Annotated in this window: 20 protein-coding genes; 1 reads left to right on the top strand and 19 read right to left on the bottom strand. The window is 53.4% G+C overall.

The features are described from left to right. Positions 1-84: 84 nt before the first annotated feature. The 8 genes from spo0A to BN2684_RS19195 form a co-directional block, all read right to left on the bottom strand. Positions 85-882 (bottom strand): sporulation transcription factor Spo0A, encoded by a 798-nt coding sequence (gene spo0A, locus BN2684_RS19230; RefSeq protein ID WP_058304633.1) that lies wholly within the window; start codon positions 880-882, stop codon positions 85-87. Positions 883-1127: 245 nt separating this feature from the next. Next, positions 1128-2462 (bottom strand): SpoIVB peptidase, encoded by a 1335-nt coding sequence (gene spoIVB / locus BN2684_RS19225; RefSeq protein WP_058303731.1) that lies wholly within the window; start codon positions 2460-2462, stop codon positions 1128-1130. 146 nt (positions 2463-2608) lie between these two features. Continuing rightward, positions 2609-4330, bottom strand: a complete 1722-nt coding sequence (gene recN / locus BN2684_RS19220; protein WP_058303730.1) for a DNA repair protein RecN — start codon at positions 4328-4330, stop codon at positions 2609-2611. A 4-nt stretch (positions 4331-4334) separates the two neighbouring features. Continuing rightward, positions 4335-4784: a transcriptional regulator AhrC/ArgR gene (gene ahrC, locus BN2684_RS19215; RefSeq protein WP_058303729.1), complete on the bottom strand. Its 450-nt coding sequence runs from the start codon at positions 4782-4784 to the stop codon at positions 4335-4337. Between the two features lie 24 nt (positions 4785-4808). Beyond that, the gene (locus BN2684_RS19210; protein ID WP_058303728.1) at positions 4809-5276 is read right to left on the bottom strand and encodes a hypothetical protein; all 468 of its coding nucleotides are present in this window, start codon (positions 5274-5276) and stop codon (positions 4809-4811) included. Positions 5277-5397: 121 nt separating this feature from the next. Next, complete coding sequence (locus BN2684_RS19205) at positions 5398-6249, bottom strand: TlyA family RNA methyltransferase (protein WP_234340277.1); 852 nt, start codon at positions 6247-6249, stop codon at positions 5398-5400. Positions 6250-6253: 4 nt separating this feature from the next. Continuing rightward, the gene (dxs, locus tag BN2684_RS19200) at positions 6254-8140 is read right to left on the bottom strand and encodes a 1-deoxy-D-xylulose-5-phosphate synthase (RefSeq protein WP_058303727.1); all 1887 of its coding nucleotides are present in this window, start codon (positions 8138-8140) and stop codon (positions 6254-6256) included. 174 nt (positions 8141-8314) lie between these two features. After that, the gene (locus BN2684_RS19195) at positions 8315-8938 is read right to left on the bottom strand and encodes an HD-GYP domain-containing protein (protein ID WP_234340276.1); all 624 of its coding nucleotides are present in this window, start codon (positions 8936-8938) and stop codon (positions 8315-8317) included. 106 nt (positions 8939-9044) lie between these two features. Here BN2684_RS19195 and BN2684_RS19190 point away from each other — a divergent pair, with 106 nt between their 5' ends. Continuing rightward, complete coding sequence (locus BN2684_RS19190) at positions 9045-10007, top strand: tyrosine-type recombinase/integrase (RefSeq protein WP_108722233.1); 963 nt, start codon at positions 9045-9047, stop codon at positions 10005-10007. 153 nt (positions 10008-10160) lie between these two features. Here BN2684_RS19190 and BN2684_RS19185 read toward each other — a convergent pair whose 3' ends face one another. From BN2684_RS19185 to BN2684_RS19135, 11 genes are all read right to left on the bottom strand, one after another. Beyond that, positions 10161-11072: a polyprenyl synthetase family protein gene (locus BN2684_RS19185; protein ID WP_058303725.1), complete on the bottom strand. Its 912-nt coding sequence runs from the start codon at positions 11070-11072 to the stop codon at positions 10161-10163. 86 nt (positions 11073-11158) lie between these two features. Continuing rightward, on the bottom strand, positions 11159-11446 hold the full coding sequence (gene xseB, locus BN2684_RS19180) for an exodeoxyribonuclease VII small subunit (protein ID WP_058303724.1): 288 nt from the start codon (positions 11444-11446) through the stop codon (positions 11159-11161). Positions 11447-11488: 42 nt separating this feature from the next. Then, the gene (gene xseA, locus BN2684_RS19175) at positions 11489-12883 is read right to left on the bottom strand and encodes an exodeoxyribonuclease VII large subunit (RefSeq protein WP_058303723.1); all 1395 of its coding nucleotides are present in this window, start codon (positions 12881-12883) and stop codon (positions 11489-11491) included. Continuing rightward, positions 12867-13733: a bifunctional methylenetetrahydrofolate dehydrogenase/methenyltetrahydrofolate cyclohydrolase FolD gene (gene folD / locus BN2684_RS19170; protein ID WP_058303722.1), complete on the bottom strand. Its 867-nt coding sequence runs from the start codon at positions 13731-13733 to the stop codon at positions 12867-12869. The genes xseA and folD overlap by 17 nt, the downstream gene beginning before the upstream one ends. A gap of 55 nt (positions 13734-13788) precedes the next feature. Continuing rightward, positions 13789-14259 (bottom strand): transcription antitermination factor NusB, encoded by a 471-nt coding sequence (gene nusB / locus BN2684_RS19165; protein WP_058303721.1) that lies wholly within the window; start codon positions 14257-14259, stop codon positions 13789-13791. A 52-nt stretch (positions 14260-14311) separates the two neighbouring features. Then, a complete protein-coding gene (locus BN2684_RS19160; RefSeq protein ID WP_058303720.1) occupies positions 14312-14539 on the bottom strand; it encodes a DUF2273 domain-containing protein in 228 nt (75 codons plus the stop codon). A gap of 15 nt (positions 14540-14554) precedes the next feature. Further along, positions 14555-15115 carry an alkaline shock response membrane anchor protein AmaP gene (gene amaP / locus BN2684_RS19155; protein ID WP_058303719.1) on the bottom strand — a complete coding sequence of 187 codons (561 nt, stop codon included), beginning with the start codon at positions 15113-15115 and terminating at the stop codon, positions 14555-14557. 99 nt (positions 15116-15214) lie between these two features. Continuing rightward, positions 15215-15625 (bottom strand): Asp23/Gls24 family envelope stress response protein, encoded by a 411-nt coding sequence (locus BN2684_RS19150; protein ID WP_058303718.1) that lies wholly within the window; start codon positions 15623-15625, stop codon positions 15215-15217. Between the two features lie 192 nt (positions 15626-15817). Beyond that, positions 15818-17176 carry an acetyl-CoA carboxylase biotin carboxylase subunit gene (gene accC, locus BN2684_RS19145; protein WP_058303717.1) on the bottom strand — a complete coding sequence of 453 codons (1359 nt, stop codon included), beginning with the start codon at positions 17174-17176 and terminating at the stop codon, positions 15818-15820. Positions 17177-17192: 16 nt separating this feature from the next. Further along, positions 17193-17690, bottom strand: coding sequence for an acetyl-CoA carboxylase biotin carboxyl carrier protein (gene accB, locus BN2684_RS19140; RefSeq protein WP_058303716.1), 498 nt, complete (start codon positions 17688-17690; stop codon positions 17193-17195). Positions 17691-17949: 259 nt separating this feature from the next. Next, entirely contained in the window at positions 17950-18714 is a 765-nt protein-coding gene (locus BN2684_RS19135) for a SpoIIIAH-like family protein (RefSeq protein ID WP_058303715.1), read from the bottom strand. Positions 18715-18718 lie beyond the last annotated feature (4 nt).

Raw genomic sequence — 18718 nt, 5'->3', positions numbered from 1 at the left:
CGGATATTAGTAGCCAAAATTGCACTGGCTGGATGCCGTTTCCAAAACCCGAAATCCCTTGCTGTCCCTCTATTACTCGTCCGTTCAGCTCACCTTATGCTCAATCCGCAGCTTGTCTGCGACCATCGCGATGAACTCGCTGTTGGTCGGCTTCGACTTGCTGATGTTGATCGTGTAGCCGAAGATGAAGCTGATGCTGTCGATGTTGCCGCGCGTCCAGGCCACTTCGATGGCATGGCGGATGGCGCGTTCGACGCGGCTTGGCGTCGTCTTGTAGCGCTCAGCGATCGCCGGGTACAGCGTCTTCGTGATGGCACCGAGGATTTCGATGTTGTTGTACACCATCGTGATCGCTTCACGCAGGTATTGATAGCCCTTGATATGGGCCGGAACACCGATTTCGTGAATGATGCTCGTAATATTGGCATCCAGGTTCTTGCCCTTGTTCATCGGGACGACGTTGGTCTTGGAGGAAATGGAGCTGGTGACCGATGACGGCGAAGTGCCGACCAGCTGGCGGATGCGATTCGTGAGAACATCCATATCGAATGGCTTCAGGATGTAATACGAGGCGCCGAGCTGCACCGCTTTCTGCGTGATGTTTTCTTGGCCAAAGGCCGTGAGCATAATGATCTTGGGCATCGGATGAAGATTCATTTCCCGAAGCTGTTCAAGTACGCCCAGACCGTCCAAGTGCGGCATGATGATGTCAAGAATAAGCACATCGGGAAGTTTCTTCGCTTGTTCCATCAAGCGAATGACTTCATTCCCGTTATAGGCTACCCCAACAACAGACATATCATCCTGATCGTTGATGAATTCCGATAACAAAGAAGTAAATTCTCGGTTGTCATCTGCCAAAAGCACATCGATTTTCTGCAAGATCATATCCTCCTCTTTCCTCTTTTCGCCCCTTCCAGTAAATGTATTCGACATAACAACGAGGATTCCTTCTGTCGAAACATTTTTTTATTTCATTTTTTTTGATTATTGAGTATACTGAATTATTTTAGACCCGTTCTGATTTTTTTCGACAAATGAAGGAGAACGGAGATGCTGCAAAAATAAACTCCTGATGCCTGCCCCCACATTTGGGGTGCCTGACATCAGGAGTACTCGGATTCCGCTCAGCTTGCCTGTTTGCCTTCCTCCTGGGCCGAACGATCATCCAGAAGGCCCGCATCCCTCAGCATCCACTCAATAAAGCAGCCATATCCGTTGGTCGGATTATTGACGAAGACATGAGTGACGGCTCCGACCATTTTCCCGTTTTGAATGATGGGACTGCCGCTCATCCCCTGAACGATTCCTCCGGTTCTCTCCAACAACCGCTTATCGGTGATCTTTAGGACGAGCCCTTTTGTTGCCGGAAAGTCTTGTCGAGACACATGGGTGATTTCAATATCGAATTTCTCCACCTTCTGCCCACTCACGACCGTATAGATCTGTGCTGGACCTGGCTTAACCTCATGGGCAAAGGCGACAGGAATGGCCGACTCTGCGACTCCATGATCGGGAGAGGCATTCATTTTTCCGAAGATCCCAAAGGAAGTGTTCTTCTCGATGTTGCCGAGCGTCTTGCCCTCCCGGAAGAAGTGGGCGATCTTCTCACCCGGATCACCATTTTGGCTCTTGGCAATGGACGTCACATTCGAATGGACGATTTCTCCGCCGCCGACAGCAATGGGCATCTGCGTGTCCATGTCCGTGATCACATGACCTAAAGCTCCGTAGGTGTTGCGTGATGGTGCGTAGAAGGTAAGCGTCCCAACTCCTGCGGCAGAGTCCCTGATGTACAAGCCAAGCCGGTAAGAGCGGTCCAGAATGTCGTACGCCGGCATCAGCTTGACCGTCAGCTTCTCTCCCCTTCGCATAACACCAAGCTCGAGTGGCTTGCCGCTTTTGCCTGCTTCTTCGGTAAATGCACCGACCTTCTCGACTTCTTTGATCGGAACCCCATTGATGCTGATGATCATATCCCCGAGCTGCAAGCGGGCTTCCTCGCCAGGAGACACCTTGCGATTGCCGGAAGCTGTGACTTGGTGGTGACCTACCACAAGGATTCCTGCTGACTTCAGCTTAACACCAATGGTCTGTCCGCCGGGAATGACCTTGAGCTCGGGAATCACCTGGACATGAACCGTACGAATCGGGATTTTGCCAAACAGCTTCAGCTGCATGTCGGTATGGCCGGTTCCCGCCGAAGCGACGCGGATGGGATCTTTTAAGCTGACTTGGGAAAAATAACGAAAGAGGCCGTTGATATGAAGGACGTCCGGATTCTCAACGGACACCTGGGCCGATACCGGCACCGAGAGGGAGAGCCGGGCTTCCTGGCCGTTGAACATGCGGTAATGGGAAGGAAAGGAGGCCAGGCTTTGGAAGGGCGTGGAGAAACCCAAGAGGAGGATGGCCAGGGAGAGGATGTACCCCACCCATCTGTACCGTTTGCCGGGGTTCAAGCGGATCACGCTCCTTATCGTCTGTTCTGCCCGATGTACGATGGACCTCGTCATCAGCGTAACTATAAGGTAACCCCGGCTCTTCGGTTTTATGAATCAAAATGTTACCGGGAAACCCGCGTCATTCCTCGGCTTTTCCCATCTTGTCAAGGAGATTTCTGGCGGCTCGCCATGGAGATCATTTCCTCGGCGTGACGCTTCGTTGTCTCCGTAACCTCGACGCCTCCAAGCATGCGGGCCAGTTCCATGACCCGACCTTCGTGATCCAAGCGGAAGACGCGGGTATAGGTTCGTTCTCCCTCGATTCCCTTCTGGATGAGGTAATGCTCGTCCGCCATACAAGCGACTTGCGGCAAATGCGTGATGGAGAACACTTGACAGTCCGCAGACAAGCGGGACAGCTTCTCGGCGATCGCCTGAGCCGCTCTTCCGCTCACGCCGGTATCCACTTCGTCGAAGACAAGGACGGGAATCCGATCGACCTTGGCAAAGATCGTCTTCATGGCCAGCATGATCCGAGACAGCTCGCCACCGGAAGCAATTCGGCTGATGCTGCGAAGCGGTTCACCCGGATTAGCCGAGATCAAGAACTCCACATCGTCCATCCCGCTTGCGGTCAGACGAATCCGCCGACCTTCGAGCTCCGGACCGTTCGCATCCTCCATCGTTTCGATCCGCACCGCAAAGCGGGTGCGCTGCATCTGCAGGTCCTGCAGCTCTTGTTCAATGGCTCCAGCCAGCTCGTCCGCAGCCTTCCTGCGCAGGGCGGACAAGGAAGCCGCCGCATCCAGCAGTACCTGCTGCTCAGCCTCCAGCTCCGTTTGGAGCCTGCGAATATGCTCGTCTTTATTATCGAGGAGAGACAGCTCCCGTTGGATGGATTCGTAGTACTGCAGGATTTCCTCCACCGTATCTCCGTATTTGCGTCTCAGGGTCGATAAGACATCCAGCCGCCGCTCAATCTGATCGATCCGCGCTGGATTGAATTCAATCTGATCGCGGTAATCGCGAAGCTGAAACGAAGCATCCTCTAATTGATAATAAGCCGATTGGATCTGCTCCAATAGCGGCTGCAGCACCGAGGAGTCGAGTCCGGCAATGTCCTGCAGTTTCTGCATCGCTTTGCCGGCAGCCTGCAAGCCTTTCCCAGAGGCAAGCGCCTCATAGGAATCATTGATGCTGGAAAACAGCTTTTCCGCATTCGCCAGCTTGCGTTTCTCCTCCAGCAGCTTCTCTTCTTCTCCCGGCTTAAGCTTGGCGGAAGCAATCTCCTCCACCTGAAACCGGTACAGGTCCTGCATCTGGAGCGCCTGCTTGCCGCTATCCTGCAGTTCCCTCAATTGGCGCAGCAATCCCGAATACCGCTCATACGACTCGCGGTAACGAGCCGAGGCTTCCGCAACCGCAGATCCTCCAAACAGATCAAGCCAGCCGATGTGACCCTCCGGCCGTAAGAGCGATTGATGCTCGTGTTGACCGTGAATATTTACAAGCCACTCCCCGATCTCCCTCAGCATGCTCTGGTTGACCATCTGGCCGTTGATTCGGCTCGTGCTTTTGCCAGCTACCGTTACCTCACGTCGAATCATCAGGGGTTCCGAGCGGTCGACCGCTATGCCGATCCGTTCCAAAGCCTGCCAAACCGGGTGATCCGCATCCATATCGAACAAGGCTTCCATCTCCGCCTTATCCTGCCCGTAGCGCACGAGATCGGCCGATGCGCGTCCTCCGGCGATCAAGCCAAGCGCATCGATGATGATGGATTTCCCTGCTCCGGTCTCCCCGGTCAGAACCTGGAAGCCCGCGTCAAAGGTCAATTGCACCGATTCAATAACGGCCAAGTTACGGATCGTTAGTTCCCTCAGCATCGTATCACCCCAACAAGCTCATGATTTCATTGACAAATTCCTCGCTGCGTTCCTTCGTTCGGCAGATCACGAGGATGGTATCGTCTCCGCAGATCGTCCCCATCATGCCTTCCCAATCCATCACGTCAAGTATCGCCCCAAGTGCATTCGCCGTGCCAGGAGTACATTTCATGACGACCAGGTTCTCGGTGTAATCGATTCCCACAAATTGATCCATAAGCGCCCGCTTCAGCCGCTGCTCGGGATTGAAGCGCTGCTCGGCGGGAACCGCATATTTGTAACGACCGTCCGCAGTCGGGGTCTTGATCAGATGCATTTCCTTGATATCGCGGGATACGGTTGCTTGCGTCACATTAAAGCCCGCCTCGCGAAGAGCATCCACCAGGTCCTCCTGCGTTTCGATTTCGAAGGAATTGAGGATTTCCTTGATTTTCAGGTGTCGTTTTCCTTTCATACCGATAACCTCTCTTTTCGCATCTTAGCGATCTATTTCAAACTCGACCTTGCGTATCCGCCCGGTCAGCGGATTGACCACTACAATTCCAGCGGCATCCTCATACAACAGAGCATAAGGGAGAAGCCGATCCCGGAGACCGCTGCCTGTCCATTCGTAAGGCTGCCGTTCCCGTTCCACCTTGATCAAATAAAGCTCATCGTCGCATCTCGCCCAGTGATCGATAAACAGACGGCTTTCCATATCCTCGCCACCGGCATCCGTCCCTCCATCCACCCGAATGTAGAGCGGGATTCGCCGCTTCAGCGTCATGACTTCATAACCGGCATTCTCGAGAAGCGCCACCGCCTCCGTCACCGGAATTTCCTCGTCCGCTTCTATGGCCATTTTACGGTCAGGCAAGGAATTCCACCAGCGCTTCAGCAGAAACCAGCCCCATATCGCAAACACGATAAGCAGGAGAAGAAGGACAAATCCATCGCCATTTTTCATCGAATCACCCGAATATATATTCGCCTTTTTTGGTGAAACTCCTGCCAGCTAGCTTGACGATTCGCCTTTTTCAAAAAAAGACCCATCCAGAGATGAGTCTTGATCGAATTTCCTATGCTTCTCATGATGTAAAGGTGCCTGCTGCGGTGCTGACGGTCTCCGCAATCAGCCGGTCGATATCGACGGGAAGCGTTTGAGCTTCCCCGATCCACTCCCACAAGGCGAGGAATTCGATATTGCCCTCTCCGCCTGTGATCGGTGAAAAGGTTAACCCCTTCAGCTGGAATCCGGTTTCCGCTGCAAATCCAAGAACCGTCTGCAAAACCTCACGATGGACGGAGCTGTCGCGGATGACGCCGGACTTTCCTACCTTTTCTTTACCCGCTTCGAACTGTGGCTTAATCAAGGCCACCACTTGCCCGTTCGGCTCAAGAATGCCGCCAAGCGGTGGCAAGATCAATTTCAAGGAGATAAACGACACATCGATGGTCGCAAAATCAGGTGTCTCCGCCGGCAGGTCCGCGCGCGTCAAATAGCGAAAATTCGTTCGTTCCATCACCGTGACCCGGGAATCATTGCGAAGCGACCAATCGAGCTGATTGTAGCCGACATCGACCGCATAGACATGGCGGGCTCCATTTTGCAGTGCGCAGTCGGTGAATCCGCCTGTGGAGGCTCCGATGTCGAGCATGATAGCACCGCTGATCTGAAGGTCGAAGTGCTTGAGAGCTTTCTCCAGCTTCAAGCCCCCTCGGCTGACATAGGGATGCAGAGCCCCCTTCACTTTCAGCACCGAGGTCCTTGGAATTTTCGTTCCCGCCTTCTCAATGGGCTCGTCATCCGCCAGCACAAGTCCTGCCATGAGCGCGGCCTTCGCCTTTTCCCGGCTCTCGTAGAAGCCCTGCTCGACTAGCAGGACGTCAATTCGTTCTTTATCGTTCAGAGTGTTCGTCTCCTTCTCTACAGTAAACAAGCGGTCATGCCCGCTGCCGGTTTGTTCGGGGAAGCATGGCCTGCACCTGTGCGGCCAAATTTTCGGCCGTCAGGCCGACTTCCTTGCGTTGTTCTTTAATGGACCCGTGTTCGACGAAATAATCCGGAACCGCGAGGCATTTGATCGAAATGCCGTGAAGCCCGTGATCGGCATAAAATTCCTGGACGGCACTTCCAAATCCGCCGAGACGAACGCCTTCCTCGATCGTAATGATCTGGAAGCGATTCTTCGCCAATTGGAGCAGCATCGCTTCATCAAGCGGCTTGATGAATCTCGCGTTGACGATATGAAGCTGAATGCCGAGCGGACGAAGCATGTCAGCGGCCTCTTCGGCTAGTTGAACCATCGGGCCTACCGCGAGGACCGCCATGCGTTCCCCGGCTCTTACCGTCTCCCATGTTCCGATGGGGATCGGCTCGACAATCGATTCCGGCTTCACTCCGGTCCCGTTCACCCGGGGATACCGGTAAGCGATGGGGCCGTCTGAATACTGTTGGGCCGTCACCATCATACGTCGGAGCTCATTCTCATCCTTCGGCATCATCAGCACCATATGGGGCAGGCTGCGTAAGAATGCGATATCGTATATCCCTTGATGGGTCTCCCCATCCGGTCCGACGAATCCTGCGCGGTCGATCGCGAAGGTGACATTCAATTTGGGACGGCAAATGTCATGGACAACCTGATCGTACGCCCTCTGCAGGAAGGTGGAATAAACGGCGAATACCGGCTTCATCCCTTCCTGGGCAAGCGCAGCACACAGGGTTGCCGCGTGCTGCTCGGCAATGCCCACATCGATCATCCGACCTGGGAACCGTTCGGCGAATTTCATCAGCCCCGATCCTCCCGGCATAGCGGGCGTCACCGCCACGATTCGTTCATCCTGAGCGGCTAGCTCCATCAGCATGTTGCCGAATACTTCCGTATACATCGGAGCACCGACGGCTTTGATCATCTGTCCGGATTCGATCTTGTAAGCGCTGGCACCATGCCAGGCGTGCGAGTCTGCCTCGGCATGGGTGTAACCTTTGCCTTTCAAGGTCAGAACATGAACGAAGACGGGACCCTTCACTTTTTCCGCTTGACGGAACGTATCGAGAAGCTGCGAGACGTTATGCCCGTCTACTGGGCCAAAATAGGTGAAGCCCAATTCCTCGAAGAGAATGCCGGGGACAAGCAAATATTTCATTCCGTCCTTGAGTCGTTCGGCAGTCTTGGCCAACGTCTCGCCGACAGCGGGGATTCGCTTCAGCAAGCCTTCGATTTCTTCTTTGGCTTTCTTATAGTGTCTTCCGGCGCGGATCTTCATCAAGTAGTTGTGCATGGCGCCGACATTGGGCGCGATGGACATCTCATTATCGTTCAGGATGACCATCAGCTTTTTCTGTTCATGACCGATGTGGTTAAGCGCTTCAAAGGCCATTCCGCCGGTCAGGGCTCCATCGCCGATCAGGGCAATCACCTGATTGTCCTTGCCTTGGAAATCCCGTGCCATGGCCATGCCCATCGCAGCGGACAACGAGGTGCTGCTGTGTCCGGCTTCCCATACATCGTGCTCGCTCTCGGAGCGTTTGATGAACCCGCACATCCCGTGATACTTGCGAAGAGTATCAAATTCATCCTTGCGACCGGTTAATATTTTGTGAACATAGGATTGATGGCCGACATCAAATATGAGTTTATCGTTTGGGCTGTTAAAATAATAGTGCAGGGCAATAGTCAATTCAACAATCCCCAGATTGGAGGACAAGTGCCCGCCGGTAACCGAAAGCTTCTCAATCAAGAACTGGCGAATTTCATGGGCCAAGGCTTCCAATTCTTCAATCGAGAGCGCTTTAAGGTCCTGAGGCTCTTGAATTCGTTCGAGCACGTAAGGTTCCCCCGTTTCCCGTTGTCATCATTCTTTGGTCGTCAAACGAAAGCTGATATAAAAATACTCCTTGCGGAGTCAATGAATGGCAATATGGCAACTTTCATTATAGCACAAAAAGAAGCCGGTTCTCAATGGAACCGACTTCATACTTCTTCTCGTCAGGCATAAGGTCTAGTGGGAGGTGTCCATATAAATCCCTAGCATGGAATTGGGTAGCTGTAAAAAAGCTTGTACGATGGTCTCGTCAAACTGGGTGGAGCTGCAGCGAACCAATTCTTCCTTCGCTTCATCCAACGATTTCATCTCGGCATACGGATGCTCGGAAACCATGGAGTCAAACGCATCCAACACCGCGCATATCCTCGCTAAATAAGGAATCTCTTCTCCCTTTAAGCCACTTGGATACCCTGTTCCATCCCAATGCTCGTGATGATGCCGGATGATGCCCAAGATATCGGGGTTAAGCTCGGAGCTCGTTCGAATTAGATCTGCCCCTGCATTCGGATGAAGCTTGAGGGTATCCCATTGCTCTGGCGATAACGAGGCTTGCTGATTCCATAGCTCAGTCGGCAACAATCCTTTACCTACATCATGCAAAAAACATCCGATCACGAGCTTCTTCTTCTCCTCTTCACCGATAGCCATACCATCAGCCAGCTTCTCGGCCAAGATCGCGACTCTTACGCAGTGCCGATAGGTCGCCGGGTACTTTCTCGACAAAAACTCCATCCATTCCATCGCATTCTGCTTAGGAGCTTGCCGATATAAATCGTTATAGTGATGTAGTTCGTCCAAGATTTCCGTTTCCCCTTTGCCTGACGAATATTGTCCTCCCGTTTCCAGGATGTCGTACAATATCACTTATCCGACACAAATCAACCAGAGGGAGAGAAAATGAATCATGACCAACGAGAATTCAAACCAGTGGCTGTCCGAAACTCCCCGCAAAGGAAAGGCGTTTACGGATGATCAAATCATTCAAATGTTCCTCTCGGTCTGCTGTTCCTCAAGCAACACCAAACGTAATTACAGCCGAGCGATAAAACGCTTTCGTGATTTTGTGCCGCACATGACCTTGTCTCAAATTACTTGGAGAGAAGTCGAAGCATTTAAGCTTTCGCTTCAACATGGCATAGAACCGGATAGAAAATTTGCCCCCGCAAGCGTAGCTGCCTTTTTAGCACCGCTTAAATCACTGTACCGGTGGGGAAGCGATCCGAACATCGGCCTTTTCCGGCAAAACCCAACGCTATCCGTCCGAATCCCTACGATCACCATAACAAGCCGCAACCACTATTTAACAAAAAAAGAAGTGGGGAAGCTTCTTGAAGCACTCAAAAAGAGCGGATTGCGCAATTATTTGATCGGATTGTCCTTGCTGCTTCTCGGATTGCGTGTATCCGAATTGGCGAATATCCGCTGGGGGGACTTCCAGGCCGATCTGCTTGAATCGTCCGTTTTTCTAAGTGTAAAAAAGGCGAAAGGCGGGAAAACGCGCGATGTAAAAGTGCCCGCTTTCTTATGGAATAGCTTTCGAGAATATGCGGAGTCGCTCTCAAACGAAAACGCTTCCTCCGCACCTCAGGACGACCTTATCCTTTTCCCTATCTCGGTTAGACAAATCGAGCGGATCATCAAGTATGCGGCTCGCGCATGCTCCATTGAGAAAAAGGTAACGCCTCACTGGCTGCGACATACAAACGCCACACTTGCTCTTTTGCAGGGAGCTTCTCTCCAGCAGGTTCAGGAATCGTTAGGTCATTCGCACATCAACACGACCCAGAGATATTTACATACCGTTGAACAATTAAAAAAGGGAGCGCCCGATTTCGTGCATGACAGCCTTCAAGAGTATATAATGTAAAAGTCGTATAATATGGGAAATTAATAGTGGATTTGCTGAGGAATCATGTTGAGAATTGTCGGATAAGTGATATTGTACGACACATTCGTTCTTGTATGCGGGATCGAAAATAAAAAAACCACCAAGTTGATTCACTCGGCGGTTTGGGGACCGTTAATGGTCCCGATTCATTAAGTAGTCCGCTAATTCCAACAGGCGCTCCGGGCTCGGAAACCCGGCATCGCATACCGCCTGTTTGGCAGTTTCGGTTAACTCCACGACTCTTTGGCGGGAAGCCTCCAATCCCAACAGATAAGGGTACGTCACCTTATGCTGTCTCTCATCGCTCTTCACCGGCTTGCCCAGCTTCGCTTCATCTCCGGTCAAATCCAGAATATCATCCTGAATCTGAAAAGCGAGTCCGATCGAATATCCGTACGTACGGAGCGCCTCCAACTGACGTTCATCAGCCCCCGCGCACCGGGCTCCAGCCAGCAGGGAAAAAACAATGAGATCGCCGGTTTTGTGCGTATGAATCGCCTGCAGCTGCCGCGCATCCGTAATCCCCTGAACGCCCTCCATATCGGCTGCCTGACCGCCCACCATTCCGAGCGGACCGGCTAATCGCGATAAATCGGATACGATGGCTAGGCAAGCCTCTGCGGGCACCCCAAACCGAGCCGTATCGGCGACAAGATAGAAGGCATGAGTCAGCAACCCGTCGCCAGCCAAGATGGCCATAGCGTCGCCATAAACTTTGTGATTCGTCAGACGCCCCCGCCGATAGTCATCGTTATCCATGGCCGGAAGATCGTCATGAATTAACGAATAGGTATGGACAAGCTCCACAGCGCATGCAGCCGGCAGAGCAGCTTCCAGCCGGCCTCCCAATGCCTCAGCAGCGGTGAGGGCCAGGATCGGCCGCATCCGCTTTCCCCCGGCGAGAAGAGAATACTTCATCGATTCTTCCAAATTGGCGGGAATCTCCCAATCGGTCGGCCATACCGCAGCCAGCTCCGTTTCCACGCGGCTTACCCGATCAGCCAAATATTCTCGGAACGCTATCGACTTCTCCGTCATCGTCATCACAGTCCTCCATCACTGATCTATGGGGACAGGCTAATCCCGTCCAAATGGCCTCCTCGCCTTTACCTCAAGGAAGGCCGCCTGATTTACAGCCTGTCGTCGCCTTCTACAGGAAACGGCCGTTTGACCAGTGAGCCGTTCTCCGCCACCAGCATTTCGATCTTTCGTTCCACCTGCTCCAGCTTCTGCCCGCACAGCTGAGACAGCTTCATCCCTTCCTGGAACCACTCGATCGCTTGCTCAAGCGGAACATCTCCGGATTCGAGTCGCGTGACGATCCCCTCAAGCCGTTCCATCGCTTCTTCAAACGTCAAGGCTTGTTCTTCCGCCGATTGTCCAGATTTGGCCGAATCTGCATTCGGTTGTGAGCTCATCCGTATTCCCTCCCCTTATGGTTCTCGTTCGCTGCGATTTCCCTATCCTTCTTCCGCCTCGCCGTTTGGCTCAATAGCCCATACGGATGCGGCGAGCTTCCCGTCTCCGAGACGGACGCGCAGGAGATCGCCTGGCTGAACCTGCTTAACCGATCGAACCAGTTTCTTCTCTCCCTCTTCATACACAAGGCTGTATCCGCGAGCCATCACCTTCAGTGGGCTCAGAGCGTCGAGCTGCCGAATGGTCGACTCCCATTCCCGGCTCTTATTCTTTCGAATCCCCACCATCGCTTGGAGCAGCAGCTTATGGGCCGTATTCGCGCGCGACCGGGCGAGACTGGCCTGCTCCTTCGGACTGCGTGCCGTAAGCCGACGCTCCAACCGCAGATTCATCTGATGAGCGGATGCCACTGCGTTACGCATGCGAAACAGGAGCTGCTCACGAAGGCGGTCGTTTCGCTCCGTCGGTTGAAGCAGAATCCGCTGAGGATTCGTCAACGCCTGCGAACGGCGCACCTTGGCGAGCCGGTCCCGCTGCCTGTCCAGCTTCGTGAGCAGCGCCCGCTGCATCTGTGCGGTCTGCGCAGCGATCTGCTGCTTCAGCTCGAGGTGATGGGGAACCGTCAGCTCCGCCGCCGCAGTCGGGGTGGCCGCCCTCAAATCTGCGACAAAATCGCAGATGGTAAAATCCGTCTCATGACCGACCGCCGAAACGATCGGAATCCGGGAAGCAAACACGCTTCGTGCGACAACTTCTTCGTTGAACGCCCACAGCTCCTCTAGGGAACCGCCGCCGCGACCCACGATCAGAACGTCCGCCTCGTCCATCCGGTTCATCTGGTCGATAGCGGCCGCAATAGAGGAGGCGGAGCCCTTCCCTTGAACAAGAACCGGATAAAGAAGAATGTTTACCGAAGGGCTGCGCCGTTTCAGCGTGATCAGAATATCCCGTACCGCCGCTCCTGTTGGCGAAGTGATGACCCCGATCGTGTGCGGGTACTTGGGGAGCGGTTTTTTGCGTTCAGAGGCAAACAAGCCCTCCTGCTCCAGCTTCTTTTTCAGCTGCTCATAAGCAAGATACAGGCTTCCAATGCCGTCCGGCTGCATCTGGGTGACGTAAAACTGATATTGGCCGTCCCGTTCGTAGACGGATATGCTGCCCCGGGCGAGCACCCGCGTTCCCTCCCTCGGAAGGAAAGGAAGCCGAGAGTTGTACGAAGCGAACATGATGCTTTTTAAACGGCTGTCTGCGTCCTTCAAGGTGAAATACATATGGCCGCTGGAATGATGGGTGAAGTTTGAGATTTCACCCCGAATCCAAATGTCCTGAAGAAGGGCTTCCCCCTCCAGCTTGCGCTTGATCAGCCGATTCAGGTCGCGAATGGACAGGATAGCTTGTCCGTTCTCCTCCGGCATGCCGTTAGCTATGAGATCCATAGGCTCCTGCCTGCTTGGCGGCTGCCACGGTATTTTTGAGCAGCATGGTGATGGTCATCGGCCCGACGCAGCCAGGAACGGGAGTGATCATTCCCGCCGTTTCCAACACATCATCCAAGTCGACGTCTCCACAGAGCTTGCCGTGCTCGTCCCGATTCATTCCAACGTCGATGACGACCGCGCCTTCCTTCACGTGCTCCCTCTTGATCATCTTCGCGCGGCCTACGGCTGCAACGAGGACATCCGCTTGCTTGGTAATCTCCGCTAAATCCTTCGTGCGGGAATGACAGATCGTGACCGTCGCATGCTCCTGGAGCAAAAGCAGTGCCATTGGTTTGCCTACAATGTTACTACGGCCGATAACAACCGCATGTTTGCCGGCAAGCGGAACCTCCATACGGTGCAAGATCTCGATGACCCCCGATGGCGTACAAGGAAGCATACCCGGCTTGCCGATGACGAGGTTGCCAACGTTCACGGGATGGAAGCAATCGACATCCTTGTGCACGGAGATGCTATCGATGACGATGTCCTCGTCAATATGCTTCGGAAGGGGCAGTTGGACAAGAATGCCGTGAATCTTCTCGTCTTTGTTCAATTGACCGATGAGCGTGAGCAGTTCAAGCTCCGTCGTCTCGGCTGGGAGCTTGTGCACCTCGGAATAGATGCCCACTTCTTCACAGGCCTTCGCTTTGTTCCGGACGTATACGGAGGAAGCGGGATCCTCTCCCACAAGCACGACGGCCAAGCCCGGTTGTGTACCCTCATGGGCCATCTCTTGTACTTCCTGCTTAATCTCTTCGCGGATGGATCGAACCAGTTCTTTTCCATTGATGATCTGTGCGGTCATTGGACTCTCCCCTTCCTCAAGTTCGGACACATCAGTCCGTTGCTTTCCGCCACTCCTATTCGGGAGTCTTTGTACCGGCGTATTTCGCCTTCAGGGCGTCGAGCTCCAAGATCATTTTGCCGAGAACGCCGTTGACGAACTTGCCGGATTCCTCGGTTCCGAAATGCTTGGCCAGCTCAATGGCTTCATTGACGACAACCTTAGGAGGCGCATCATCGCGATAGACCATTTCATAAGCGGCGAGACGAAGGACCTCCCGGTCGATCTTCGACAGCCGGTCCATTTTCCAGCCCTTCAAATAATCGTTCAGCATCTCATCGATCGGCGTGATCCGATCCGTCGTGCCCTGCACAAGCTCCTGGATGAACTCGATGGCGATGCTTTCCCCTTCCACCTTCAGCTCCGCTTCGTTATCATGCTCGGCTTCCGTCACGGCTGCCACGATGGCATCATGGGAATTCACTTCATTCATCTGCATCTGGTACAAGCTCTGGATTGCGATCTCTCTCGCAACTCTTCGTTTCATTATCCATACCCTCCAAAAAAAGAACAGCCCGAAATAGGCCGTCCCTTTGTCATCATCTGAACATTCGCCATCTCTCCGTCAGCCACTGAAGAAGCTCTTCCCGTTCAAACAGCGGCTCACGCCGGTCCAGCTTTCTTCCCACATAATAACCGATAAACACGAGGAAAGCAAAGATCAGCATATCCCAAAATCCGGCTATAAGATAGACGATTCCGAGAATCAGTCCGCTGGCGGTGCCGATGAGCTTGCCGCTGTGCTTTTCCCACAATTCCCGCCACATGACGCAGCATCCCTCCTATTCCACCCGGCTCTTAAAGGCGGGTGCGCTTTGGACGACGTTGGCCACGTAAACGGATACCCGGGCGACCGGAATACCGGTAATGTCTTCAATGTAGCTCTTGATCGCGGTTTGGACCTCTTCCGTTATGGCCGGAATGGACGTTTCCCCGTCGACTACCGTGCGAAGCTCAATCTCCAGCCCCGCTTGATCCACCTTGATTCTCGCTTTCAAATCCTTCAAGCCTCGGGTGCGGGAAGCCGCCTTCAAGGCCAGATTCTCCACCGTATCGAGCGAGATGCGGATATCGCCGAACTCCGTACGCTGATCGATGGACGGAACATTCGGAGTTGAAGTTCTCACCGATAGGTAGAACAATCGCACCGCCACAATCAACAGGATGCAGCAGCCTGCGATGAGGAATGCCGCCGTCCTCGTATCGAAATACACATCATGCAGAAACGTTCTCGAATCCTCGAAGGAGATTACGCCGAAAGAACATAGCAATAGGATAACCAAGGCGAAGATGACAACCAGACTGAAGATGAAGAGCAAAAAGCGGTCAATGATTTTGGCCACGATGGTTTGTCCCTCCTGAACTAAAGGACCCCCCCGCTCCAGGATGCACCTGATAGCAGAGGGGGTTCATTCAAATCAATTGGTGTGCCTAACGGTCGATTACTTGACGCGGTTAACAGCGGTATCCTCTTCCGGAACCTTCTCTTGACCTTTGAATTGAACGTCATGGATGTGCACATTCACTTCGACGACATCAAGGCCGGTCATGGATTCGATGGCCTTCTTGACGTTGTCTTGAATCTTGCCGGCGACTTCAGGGATTTTGAAGCCATATTCGATTACGATGGAAACGTCAACTGCCGCTTCCCGCTGTCCAACCTCGACCTTGACTCCTTTGGCAAGGTTTTTACGGCCGAGTAATTCTGCCACGCCGCTGGCAAATCCGCCGCTCATTCCGGCAACGCCTTCCACTTCGACAGCCGCAAGCCCGGCAATCACTTCAATAACCTCGGGAGCAATCTGAATATTGCCCATATCCGTTTTCTCGTAATCGGGGATAATTGTGCTCATGTCTCCTCTTAACCTCCACGTGAAGCGATGCAAACCTCCTGCGTGACTGGGAAGCAATCCGAAGCTTTCGCCATCCGGGATACCTCCACCCATACGTGAACAGGCAAAGTTTGTCTTATTACATTACTATAGCATTTCGGGCCGGATATGACAAACCCGAGAATCTTTTGCTGGCCTCGTCTGAAACGGAGCTCAGGAGCGCGGATCGTTGACATCATGCTCTTCCAGGAACTTGATATCAAAGTCTCCGTTCAAAAAGCGTTCATGCTCCAGCAGCTTCATGTGGAAAGGAATGGTGGTCGCCACTCCCTCGATCGCAAATTCCATAAGAGCGCGTTTCATCCGGTTGATGGCTTCCTCTCGCGTCTGGCCCCACACGATCAGCTTGGCAATCATGGAGTCATAGTGCGGCGGAATCGTATAACCGGGATAAGCTGCGCTGTCCACGCGAACCCCGAGTCCTCCCGGCGGAAGGTAAAACTGGATTTGGCCCGGTGAAGGCATGAAATTCCTCTCCGGGTCTTCCGCATTGATGCGGCACTCAATCGCCCAGCCGTTCCAGCGGATATCTTCCTGGCGGAACGACAAAGCTTCGCCTTCCGCAACCCGGATCATTTCCTTGATCAGATCGACCCCAGTTACGTATTCCGTAACCGGATGTTCCACCTGAATGCGCGTGTTCATCTCCATGAAATAGAACTTGCCGTCCGGGCTAAGGAGAAATTCCAAAGTGCCCGCGCCCGTATACCCGACAGCTTCCGCTGCCCGCACAGCCGCTTGTCCCATCGCGCTTCTCAGCTCGGGAGTGAGGATGGAGCAAGGAGCTTCCTCCACGAGCTTCTGTCTGCGCCGCTGAACCGAGCAATCCCGTTCGCCTAGGTGAACCACATTGCCGAAGCTGTCGGCGATGATCTGAATCTCGACATGCTTCATTCCGGTCAAATATTTCTCGAGATAAACTCCGGCGTTGCCGAAGGCTTTCTGTGCTTCCTGCTGGGCCATCGAGATCTGCTGAACGAGTGTCTCCTCGTCCTCTGCAATGCGAATGCCCTTGCCGCCTCCGCCCGCCGTCGCTTTGATGATGACGGGATAGCCGATTTCACGGGCGATGCGCACCGCTTCCTCCACGTCCTCAATAAGTCCGTCCGAACCCGGAATGACAGGGACCTTCGCTTCCTTCATCGTCTGCTTCGCGACCGCTTTATCCCCCATACGGTTGATTGCATCCGGAGAGGGACCGATGAATACGATGCCGCAGCGTGCGCAGATTTCCGCGAAATCCGCATTCTCGGCGAGGAACCCGTAGCCCGGATGAATCGCATCCGTTTCGGTCAGGGTAGCGACGCTCATGATATTCGTCAAGTTCAGGTAGCTGTCTTTGGACAAGACGGGTCCGATGCAATACGCTTCATCCGCAAGTCGGACATGCAGAGAGTCCCTGTCGGCTTCGGAGTAGACGGCAACGGTGTAAATGCCCATTTCTCGGCAAGCCCGAATGATCCGGACGGCGATTTCACCGCGATTGGCGACCAGTATTTTATGAAATTTCATTGATAGTCCTCCTGAGTCACTGCTTCTTCATCAGGAAAAGGGGCTGTCCGTATTCAACCAGCTGTCCGTTGTCCACGAGTACCTCCACGATTTCCCCTTTCGCTTCCGCTTCGATCTCGTTCATCAGCTTCATCGCTTCGATGATGCACACCACGGTTTTCTCGGTCACTTTGCTGCCTGGACCTACAAAGGAGGGAGTATCAGGTGAAGGCGAGCTGTAAAAGGTTCCTACCATCGGAGAAACGACCGTATGTATATCGGCCGACGACGGGGTAGCGGCAGGCGCTTCGGACGAGCCTGCAGAGCTGCGTTCGACTTGCGGCTCGGCGGAAGTTGGGGTTGGGATGGGAGCGCCGTATCCCGGTACAAGCGGCGCAGTAGATACAAGAACCGATTCGGTCTTGCCGGGTTTGCGTAAAAAGAGCTTAAAGCCCTCGTTTTGGATCTCCAATTCCTGCAGAGACGATTGATCGACAAGCTTGATCAATTCTTTGATTTCATTCAGCTTGAACAAGGACTTTCACTCCTTTTAAGTGCTGCCTGCCGGCTAAATGCTTACATCCGGAACGTCCGGAGGACCGGTGGCCATCCATAACGCTCGTATTATACCACATATCCTACCCGTGTATAATTATTAGTTGCTATTAAGAGCTGACCTAAATAAATAAGAGAGGATTTACACAGCTAAAAACGATATTGAGGCGCTTGTAAGGAATAACCCACCCCGGGATTCCCCCGGAGTGGGCCGTTTCACTCGATTTCGAGCATTCGGATTATTTGTGGTACTGAATAGCTACTTTGTCCGGGCCTACGTTCAAGACTTCGGTGACAAGATCGACGATGCTGACCGCCTGGCTCTTCTCCAGCTTGCTGGACTGCACGATAATCTTCCATTTACCGCTGTCCTGCTGGACGATAGCGTTGGAGTAACCATCCTTTTGCAGCTGTTCGACGATGCTCGTCATCTTCGCCTGCTGTTTCTCCAGCATATCGTATTCTTCATTCGCCTTCGCTTGCGCTTCATAGCCCTTTGTGGAATCCGTCATGATATCCTGGAGCTTGACCAGCTTCTGCGACAGCTGATCTTCTTGTGTCATCTGATTGAAGACGAAGTAATCTTCTTCGGACGAACCCTGATTGGCTACTTTATTCAGAATCTCCTCATTGGTCTGCTTGGCTTTGTCTGCTGCGGTGCCTGTGGCTGCATCAGAATGCTGCTGCGCGTTAGCCGGCAGATCTCCTCCGGCAGCTTGATCGGCAGTGCTCTGATCTGCGGGAGCCTGATCTGCAGCGGCTTGATCTTGAGCGGCTTGATCCTGGGCTGTTGGATCGGCTACCGTTTGATCGGCGGCAGCTTTGCCCGTATTCGCCGCCGCTGCATCCGTCTGATCGTGATTGACCGAGACCTGTTCCGTTTGAGCCGGGTCCGCCGTATTCTTCAGCTTGTCGACATCCTCGGTGAAGAGATAGTAAGCGGACAAGACGACCATCAAGCTGAGCATGGAGACAAGCCAAATGGTTTGACGTTTGGAATTCATTGCG

Source organism: Gorillibacterium timonense (assembly GCF_001457415.1).
GTDB classification, from domain to species: domain Bacteria; phylum Bacillota; class Bacilli; order Paenibacillales; family NBRC-103111; genus Gorillibacterium; species Gorillibacterium timonense.
The sequence above is the reverse complement of the archived record's forward strand: the minus strand, read 5'-3'. Positions and strand labels throughout refer to the sequence as shown.